General features: G+C 40.7%; 9 protein-coding genes. 1 reads left to right on the forward strand and 8 read right to left on the reverse strand.

What is annotated here, in order from left to right:
• Positions 1-601 (forward strand): LysR family transcriptional regulator substrate-binding protein (locus STRDD11_RS11305; protein ID WP_128837488.1); only part of this gene is annotated, 601 nt, incomplete at its 5' end.
• Between the two features lie 76 nt (positions 602-677).
• Here the strand turns inward: STRDD11_RS11305 and csm6 are convergent.
• Genes csm6 through cas6 form a run of 8 tightly spaced genes read right to left on the reverse strand, consistent with a single transcriptional unit; the run spans position 678 to position 9,083 of the window.
• Complete coding sequence (csm6, locus tag STRDD11_RS11310; protein WP_128837387.1) at positions 678-1,946, reverse strand: type III-A CRISPR-associated CARF protein Csm6; 1,269 nt, start codon at positions 1,944-1,946, stop codon at positions 678-680.
• A complete protein-coding gene (locus STRDD11_RS11315; RefSeq protein ID WP_128837388.1) occupies positions 1,943-3,112 on the reverse strand; it encodes a type III-A CRISPR-associated CARF protein Csm6 in 1,170 nt (389 codons plus the stop codon). The genes csm6 and STRDD11_RS11315 overlap by 4 nt, the downstream gene beginning before the upstream one ends.
• Positions 3,109-4,206 carry a type III-A CRISPR-associated RAMP protein Csm5 gene (gene csm5, locus STRDD11_RS11320; RefSeq protein WP_128837389.1) on the reverse strand — a complete coding sequence of 366 codons (1,098 nt, stop codon included), beginning with the start codon at positions 4,204-4,206 and terminating at the stop codon, positions 3,109-3,111. Before csm5 ends, STRDD11_RS11315 begins: the two co-directional genes overlap by 4 nt.
• Position 4,207: 1 nt before the next feature.
• Positions 4,208-5,107, reverse strand: coding sequence for a type III-A CRISPR-associated RAMP protein Csm4 (csm4, locus tag STRDD11_RS11325; RefSeq protein ID WP_128837390.1), 900 nt, complete (start codon positions 5,105-5,107; stop codon positions 4,208-4,210).
• A gap of 1 nt (position 5,108) precedes the next feature.
• Entirely contained in the window at positions 5,109-5,771 is a 663-nt protein-coding gene (csm3, locus tag STRDD11_RS11330; RefSeq protein ID WP_128837391.1) for a type III-A CRISPR-associated RAMP protein Csm3, read from the reverse strand.
• Positions 5,771-6,160 (reverse strand): type III-A CRISPR-associated protein Csm2, encoded by a 390-nt coding sequence (gene csm2, locus STRDD11_RS11335; protein ID WP_128837392.1) that lies wholly within the window; start codon positions 6,158-6,160, stop codon positions 5,771-5,773. Before csm2 ends, csm3 begins: the two co-directional genes overlap by 1 nt.
• 3 nt (positions 6,161-6,163) lie before the next feature.
• Complete coding sequence (gene cas10 / locus STRDD11_RS11340; RefSeq protein WP_128837393.1) at positions 6,164-8,368, reverse strand: type III-A CRISPR-associated protein Cas10/Csm1; 2,205 nt, start codon at positions 8,366-8,368, stop codon at positions 6,164-6,166.
• Positions 8,349-9,083: a CRISPR-associated endoribonuclease Cas6 gene (cas6, locus tag STRDD11_RS11345; RefSeq protein WP_128837394.1), complete on the reverse strand. Its 735-nt coding sequence runs from the start codon at positions 9,081-9,083 to the stop codon at positions 8,349-8,351. The genes cas10 and cas6 overlap by 20 nt, the downstream gene beginning before the upstream one ends.
• Positions 9,084-9,340: the final 257 nt, after the last annotated feature.

Raw genomic sequence — 9,340 nt, forward strand, 5'->3', positions numbered from 1 at the left:
CAATGCCTTTGTCTCCCTGCTCAAGAAAAGCGACATGGAAAAATACGAGCTCTTTCTGCGGGAGACCCGGACCTGGGAAATCATCGATGATGTCAAAAACTTCCGCAGCGAGATTGGCGTCCTCTTTCTCAACAGCTACAACCGCGATGTCCTGTCCAAGATGCTGGACGACAATCACCTGATTGCCACCCATCTCTTCACAGCCCAGCCCCATATCTTTGTCAGCAAGTCCAATCCGCTGGCCAAGAAAAAACTGGTCCAGCTGGCGGATTTGGAGAATTTCCCCTATCTCAGCTATGATCAAGGTACTCACAACTCCTTCTACTTTTCTGAGGAAATTCTCTCTCAGGAGCACCATAAAAAATCTATCGTAGTCAGCGACCGGGCAACCCTCTTTAACCTCCTGATCGGTCTGGATGGCTACACCATTGCCACCGGCATCCTCAACAGCAACCTCAACGGAGATAATATCGTCTCTATCCCTCTGGACATCGACGACCCAATCGAGCTGGTCTATATCCAGCACGAAAAAGCCAGCCTGTCCAAAATGGGAGAAAAGTTTATCGAGTATCTGATTGAGGAAGTGCAGTTTGATAAGTAAAAGTTTTCCCCGCATTGAAACCAATACGGGGATTTTTTACTCTAGAAAATACAGGCGAACTTCACTCTATTCTTTTTTAATTCAATTGCTCACGTAAAAAATCATTTTGTTTATCAAAATAGTTAAAGTAATCCTCATCTACAGTGTAACTAAATTGAAGCAGTACTTTCAATGCAGCAATTAATTTTTTCAGCCTCCTGCTATTTACAATCTGGCTATTAATTTCTGACAATCCATGAGCAAGAGCATTTCTTTCGTTATTGAAACTTTTGACTATATTGATATTGTCTAATAAAACGTCATCAGCTTCATAGAAATCTAAAATATTATAAAAAGACAGCAGGTTTAGAGGAAAATTGCAATCAAATTCCCTGTTTTTTCTTTCCTTTTTCATCTCATTATTAATAAAATTAACAATTCGGTCAAAATCTGGATGTTGGGGATTTAACTTAGGATGATTGTCAACGCTGACAACAAGATCTGGATGCTCTTTATGAAGGAGCTCTTCTAAAATAAATTCAGCGAGAGATTTTGATTTTATCAGAACATCAGCAACTTGACCACGGCGATTTAGGACATCAATCACTAAAAAATAATTAATTGCTTTTGCTTTTCGGTCAGTAAAATTTTGAGCCGAAATATCGGACAACAGTGCTTGTTTTTTAAACACATTAACAAAATTTTCCAGAACAGCACATACTTTCCTCTGGTTTGTTTTGGACAAAATTCTATTGTCTTTTTGTGTAAGAATCTCCAGTACCGCAGCATAATCATACTGAGCAATGAGTTGTCTCAAGTAACGTTTCACCAAAGACTGATTAAATTTTTGGGAGTTATCTTCTAAGCTGCGATTCTCAAAACTACTGTTATTATCTATATTTGTATGAATTAACTCTTCAATACCAGGGCCTGAAGCTGGATCAAAACGTCGATTGGCTGATTTATCTGGAGTTGCGACCTGCACAGCTCTAGTATTATAATCATTGATTCGATTAGCAGCGAACATCGCAGAAATGATTTGAGGAGTCGCGGAAGAAAGATTTAAGATTAGTTCATCTTCGTCATTGTTATAACGTTCAATGATCTGAGTGATTTCTTCGTACATCTTATCAAAAATATAGACTTCATCGTTTTTCAGAATGATTGGATCAATAACAATGATTGGTGAATAGCCGTCGATAGACTGAAGAGCCTTTTCTATCCATTCTTTCTTAGCCAACATCTCCTCACTATAGATTAAAACAATCTTATCTGGACGATATATTCGAGTTAGATGCAGCAGAGCTCCATCGTGATTCTTCATGATGGGATCTGTTGTCCCAACTGCAGATATTAAAATTTTCATTCTACATTCAAACTTTCTAACAATCTATCATTCATTTCTTCGTAAAAATGAAAGGCGTCTTTATCAAAAGAATAGTATTTTGTAATCATCTTCTTCAAGGCCTTCTGGGCTCCGCTTAATTTCTTCACATCTTCTGCCTTTAAAGGCTCTAAGGTATGCGCTATTGCATTTCTAGAGGAAGTCAAGTCCCGAATCGGGCTCATTTCTTTCAAGATTTCCCACTCCCGATGATGCTTTAGAACTTGTATATAGTCTCCAAACAGCATATAATTTCTATCAGAATGATTTTCAAAATCAGGAAGTTCCTGAGGATACTGCTTACTAATATAGTCTTCTATGATAAATTCCAGAAGCGATCTCATTCGGATAAAGCTTTCACTGACATTGCCTCTTTTTTTCTGAATATCAATAATCAGATAAGCATTCAAGACTCGTTTAGTGGTTTCGTCCATCTTCCGCTTTTTCAGTCGCTGCGGAATGTCCTGCCTGTCAAAAGCATCTACAAGGTTTCGTAATTCTTCTTTGACTTTTCTTAGATTATCGTCAGAAATCAGTTCATCTAAAACTTCCAAGGCGGCTTTATAGTCATATTTTTCAATCAGATTTTTAGCTGTCCTTTTTAAAAGCGCCTGTTGGAATTTTTCAGATTTATCTTCGATCGTCCGATCCTTGAAATTCGGACGGGCGTCCTCATTTGTTTCAATCAGTTCTGAAATCTCTTCCTTACCGTCATATTCCAAGCCTGCATTAGAAGAATCTGTCGGACTGGGAACCTGCACAGCCTTGACATTGATGTCATTCAGTCGGTTGATAATGAAGAGGGCTGCCTTCATTTGAGGAGTGCCGCTGGATAGATTTAAAATGAACTCATCATTCTTATTGAGAAGCGAGGTATTCAAAATGGATTCCAGCTGTCCATACATCTTATCAAAGAGATAGACTTCTGAATTCTTAATGATTGTTGGATATTGCTCTATTTCAGGATTATAAGATTCCTCAATAGCTTGAAGAGCTGCTGCTATGCGGTCATGAAGCAGCGCAGTCCTTTCAGTATAAATAATAACAATCTTATCTGGTCTGTACTTCCTAGCGATATGGAGGAGAGCTCCATCACGAAAACCACGAATAGGATCGGTATCTCCTGCCGAAGATATTAAAACTTTCATTTAGAAATCTCCTGGATAATAAAATTCACCTTCCCCATTTCATAAAAATTATCCCCATTTTTAATCAGCCTTCTGTCTTCACCTTTTACAAGAAATGACACACTGGGAGCTTTTGTTAGCTTCAATACACCTTTACGGACCATTTTAGTGGTAGGCATTCTGCTGTAACGTTTCTGCAAAATTCCGTCAGCCTGTTTAAAAACTGTCTTCGTCCAAGCTCCGCTTCCAGCCCCTAAATAAAGAGGATATTGAACATTAGCCTGACGGTACTGTTCATCAAATTCATCTAAGAAAAATGCTTTATAGCTATTATAAAATTCAAGAGATAGACTGCCTAGCTGTTCAATCATCTTCGCAGCCCTATCAGATGTCGTCGTAATAAGAAATTCAACAGCCGTAAAAGGGGGAAGTGCTTCCCTGTACAAAGGAATCGGTTTAGGAGTTTTGGCAGTGGCAGAATAATCCCATTTTTGAACCAATATCAAATCTTGACTGTGACACTCCCGCCCCTTGACCTTTAATGAAAGGCTGTCACTGACCCTGATTTCATTAAAAAGATCATCAAATTTCTGATTCCTCTCAGCTCCCCAAGGGATTACTTCTTTGTTTTCTTTCTTTATCCGTCCGTATTCTGAAATGAAATTTGTCGTTTTCCACTGAGGATGTGTATTGAGCAAAACTGTTCGAAGAGCACCTTTTAAGGAACTGCCCGGAATATAGGGCTTGCCAAATCCATCTCGGATAAACTTGGAAACTTCGTTTATGGTTCCTTTTTTTCCTTCTTCTTCATCCTTTTCAAAGCCCGTTTCCTTAATTTTGTAACCACCGAAATTTCGCTCCCTGATTCTATTTCCCTCTAAAAAAGAAATTAATCGATTATTTTTGGCTGCTTTTCCATGCTCCATCAGAAAAGACTCGAACTTATCTGATAATCCTTTTTCAACCATGGATGAATAAAACTTTCCCATATCTGGAAAATAATAAGCTTTATTTTCGTAAATAAATTCACGGTTAGTATATTTCTCTCCGCTTCCTATATGTACCGGAGCCATAGTACGAAGAGTCAGCTTAAAGGTTCTGTAATCATTTTTCATACTAGACCTCCAATTTATAAAAAAGCGGTTTGGCAAAATTCCATACAGGATGCGAAAAACCAATCGGCCTGATGTCAGCAATCTGTCCTCTAAATGATTTTGAAAAGGTTGAGCCCGCTTTAAATTTGTAGAAATCTTGTTTTCTATAATTGCTCTGATGGCTGCTGCTAAAAGCGAAACCACTTGATTTTGTCAATAGATACTGTCCATCACGCATAGCCTCTGTTAAATCATCATCAACGGGCAGCGCCGTCGTTAGCGCCATAACATTCGAGGCAGCATCAAAAGTGAGGTGTTCAGCCAATTTTTCAGGTACATCCTTGATTTCAAGCTCAAATCTTCCATACCCCGAGCTTCTTTTTCCTCCTAATCCTGAAAATTGCAAGGCTTTCATGAGTTCATCAAAGAGCTGACTTTGCTTTGCAATAAGATATAGAGAAACCGTCTCCTTATAGGTAATTGTTCTAACCTGAAATAAGTGGCCATCTTTAAATGGCTGGTTTTTTGTAACAATGTTTAACTTTCCAAAGTCCTGATTGTCTAACAGCTTCCCATTCAGAAAATCTTTAAACTTATCCAAGCGGATATAAGTTAATTTCTTTGTTTTCTTGGCTTGTTTTCTCTGCTCAGCTACATCATTCACTTGGGGCAATTTATCCCTTTTAGGATAGCCGATTGGTTTTGGTAAAAATGGCATCCCGTCAAAAGGGAAAGCATCTGACAGCACAAAATCATCCTCTTGAGCCAAAGATAGAAACTCCTCTTCTTTGCCCATTTTTATGGCTTCAATAAAGAGCGCTGAAAATAGGCGATCTGCTGAAAAAGCAAAAGCGCTGCTATCTAATTTACCAGTACCGAAATGAGCAGTCTGAAAGCTCAAGAGATACATCTTATAGGTCATTTTAGACCTCCGTTCTCAATAGGTCATGTAAGCGGCTTGTATCATAGCTGCCGAAAACTGTCTCAATCTTTAAATCTTCAAAAGCAACTTTCCCATATCCCCGACTTCCAGAGCCTCCAAGATAGTCTAGCTCTAAAAGTTTCAAACCATCCACAACCGCTTGTAAATCTTCTTCTGCCTGCTCAGCTGACTCATCTGTAATCTCATAAATCACTTCAAAACCAAACACACTGTCCCGTATAGCTCGTTCGATTTGACGCGGATTTGCCTCGGCGGTAATACGGTCAATAGTATTCTCAAACTTAACTTCGGTGTAGCCTCTAGCCCCCTTTTGCTCAAGCTCTTCAGCGTTTAACAAAAATGCATCACGAAAAATCAATCTGCCAATTTTGAATTCCTTTGAATCGTGATTGCCAAAGAGGCGGCTCAGAATTTCTCCGTCATCTTTCGGTGAGGCTGCCAGTTTTTCATTGTACACTTTAGCTAACAAGCTTCTCATTTTCCCTTTAATACTGGACCCTGGGATAATCGGATAGTTGGTCATCGGATCTTTGATGACAGGAGAGTCCGTCGCGCCAATAGCAGCAAAAGCATTGCTGGCTCCAATATGCAAACCAGTCTCTAGGTGAATATTAGCTGAAATTTTTACTTTTGCGTATGTCATCAATCTTTTCCTCCATAAAACTTAAAATAAGCAACCAAAGCTTCCATGTAGCGGCAAAAGCGCTGCAGGGTTTCTTTATTCCCTACCTGCTGCACTTCTTTCAAAGCACTTAATATATCTGCTTCCTGAACTAAATTTTTTACTGACATCTCTCTACCAGACTGATAAACAAATTGCACTCTCAGATAAGCAACTTTATCTTTTAACTGTGAATAGTCTTTGTTATTGCTCTCATCATAAAGATTACTTGTCAGATTCAAGAGATTGCGAATCTTACTTGTTGTCAGAATAAAAGCATTGGGATTACTTTTATTTCTTTTGTCCCGCCTTAAATCCTTAATAGCCTGTTCTGCCTTGTCAACATAATTTTCATCCGTTAAAATTGCCATTTCCTAATCCTTTCTAGTCTCATAAAGATAGAGCAAGAGCGCTGTTTCCGCTTCTTTCCTCTCTTTTGCCCCCGCTTTGTACCAGCTGAAAAACTGATTCTTAAATTCTATAAAAGCATCCTTGTCTTTTGAACTATTTTCAAGACGGGCTAAATAGTAGGCCAATCGTGCTGTATTGATGTTTGTATAGTCTCTTAAAAGCTCAATCAAACGATAGATAAACACCTTTCCTCGCTCATCTTGATTCTTAAAGAAAGAGCGAATTTTAGTCAGCTTGTCCTGATAAATTTCAGTGATAAAATCATCAAACTTAAATGTAAAATGCTCTTCAAACAGACTGAGGCTGTCTTTTCCATATTCTTTTGCTGCCTCTTCCAACTCTCCGGTATAGGAGGCCATCAGACTGATAGGAGTTTTATCTGCAAACAATCCAATACCGGCGGACAGCGTCAGCTTTCTATCAGACCATTCCAAGAAGGCTTGTCTTAGGTCTATTGTAAAGTCAATCACATCTTTCCAAGCGCCGATAGCAAAAACATCATCTCCGCCCGCATAGATAATCGTCAGCTTCTTTCCAGCTGCAAACTGCTGAATATAGAATTTGAAAAACAAACTCATATTGCGAGAGAAGATAGCTGACCTTGAAAAACTGCTATAGATTCCGCCTTTTTGGTAAGAGAAACCAGCCATAAAGGCAGCGCCCAAATCATCTACATCCAAACGAACTACAGCTAAACGGCGAATTCCCAAGCCAGTATCCTTGTCCTGAGATAAATCCGCATACTCATGAATCTCTGCATAGAGATAGTCGCCTGCAAAAATATGAGTCCCCGATCTGTCGAACGACCACTTGTTTTTAACATAGATTCGATCGTTTGGCAAAGACTGATCTCCTTCAGCCGTCACCAAGACCGCACCGGGGCCGATTGGCAGACCTGACGCTTCTTCACTGCTCACTCGGAAAGTGTTATGGCCAATTTCTTTCGAAAACTTTCTCAGTTCATCACAAATGTGACAAAGATACTGTTCTTCATCTCCATAGGTCAGTTTTCTTAACTTATCTATAGAATGGCAGATTTCACACTCTCTTTCAGAATTTTTTCCGCCTTTATTTAAAAGTTTCAAAGTCTCTGCATCATAACGCGACAGCTTCTTTTCCGAAATCATCTGACTGGTCTTTTGATAGATTGTCCGATAAGCAGCGAGCGAAGCTGATGACGAATCCCGCCCCTGACTTGCAATCTCTCTGGCAGCAAATGCTGTCCATCCGAAAGCAACATAGAGTCCTGTTTGAAAGTTTTCCAGCAAAAAGTGGTTGAAAGCCTCTTCAAACTCCTGCAATCGATCTAGGGTCTTCTCTGTATTTGGCAAGATGAAATAAGCATGGCCCCCACCAACATAGAGCAGATTCGTCCTTGAAAGCTCCAGCTTTTCCAGCAGGCTATCAACGATATGCTCGCTCATCAAGTCCAGATACAAACTGCGGGCTTTTAGCTGCTTGGCTGCCCCGCTGCTTGAGATATGATAGATAAAATCCTGAATACCAGACACATCAAAGCTTGCCAGCAGAAAAACCTCCTCCTGACTGAGACCATCCAGATGGCCATCGCCCAGCTCTTCTAAATAATCCCAGATAGCAGCTGCAAATCCCGCCGTCAACAAGCTGTGCTGAGATACATTTATATCTGCCAAATCAGCTGCCGCAGGACTCACGGGTACAAATGAAAAAAGCGCTTCTATAGCATGCAGCAAGTCCGGCAGGCTTTCTGCGGTAAATGGATGTTCTTTCAGTACTGTCGCAAACTTCTCAAGAACCCTTTCATAGTCTTGCTGAGTAACCGGAATATTTCCCAAGGTAGCTGACTTGGACAGATGCTGTCCGTCTTCTAACAGAGTCAGGGGCTTATAAAGCTGACTCTTCTCTTCTTTAAAAACGTTAAAAATATCAGCGAGAGGCTTGAACTTATCTTCCAAAAGTTCTGGAAGCTCTGTATCCAAACCGCTGGCCATTTGATTGGCCAAGCGGATGATGGTTTGGCTGCGCTCTTTCTGCTGAAGGCTGACTGCCGACCACTGGGGAACATTCTCCCCAAGCCAATCCTTTTCAAGTTCCTTGCTGTAGACATCCCCATTCTCAGCTCTAGCGATAAGACGGCCGAGGTCATAAAACAAGGCCGAATGGACCAAATCAAGCTTTTCTTTCTTCAATTTTCATCCCTCCCATTCCTAAGCTGCATTTTGTCCCGACTCCGGAATACTCGCCAAATCTCAGAAGCATTTGGGCGTAGGCCTTTAAGGTCGAGGCTCCCTGGATGCGAATCGTCACCCTGCCCTCAAAGGCGGGGTATTTTCGTCCATGAATCGGGAAATAATGGCTTTTCAGGCGATAGCTGCTGATTTGGCTATGCTCTGCTAAAAACTGCAGGGTCTCCTCTTCAATCTCTGCTTTGCCTTCCACCAGCCGACTGTACTTCTGCATGAGACTCTGAAAGATCAGCCGTGTATCCGGAAAGAGGACGAACTGTCCCTGACTCTTGAAAGTCGTCGGAGTATAGAAGTTCAGACTTACCAAGTGCGAAGCCTCCTCTCCCTGAAACAGCTCCAGCAAGGCCTGGGGCGAAAGGGACTGGATTTCTATATTTTTTACCAAAATATCCTCTGGATAAGTCTCTAATTTTATAATCTCAAGGCTCAGCAGCTGGGGCAGGATCTGCCGCTCTGCCTCTTCCGACAGCAAATTCACCGTCCAAACAGTCTCCTCCCGCGTCGAACGAAGATTCAGCGAGTAGGGATTGGTCTCCTGCTGATGGAGAAAGGAGGCAAAGTCATCAGAGATCCGCCCCATGAGAAAGCCCTGCAGCTTACAGACTAAATCATCATCCTTCAAAGAAGTCTTTGAAAGGTGCAATCGTATTTTTTTCACATTTTCATCCCCTTCTATATAAGAAAAAGCGCCCAAAAACGGTGAAAGTATTTTTCACCGAACAAGGGCGCCCTTTTAAAGTCTTATCAGTACTGATTTTTTACAATTATTATCATATCAAATTTTGAAAGCGTCGTCAAGACTTTTCTTATTTTAAATACTCAATCTATTGAAAAGCGTCATTTCCCAGTTTGTTGTCCCCTCTCGAGGTTGCTGGGGGTTCTTACCGAGGGTTTTTGATTACTTAACTAGGGACT

Origin of the sequence: Streptococcus sp. DD11 (genome assembly GCF_001578865.1) — a bacterium.
Taxonomy (GTDB): domain Bacteria; phylum Bacillota; class Bacilli; order Lactobacillales; family Streptococcaceae; genus Streptococcus; species Streptococcus panodentis.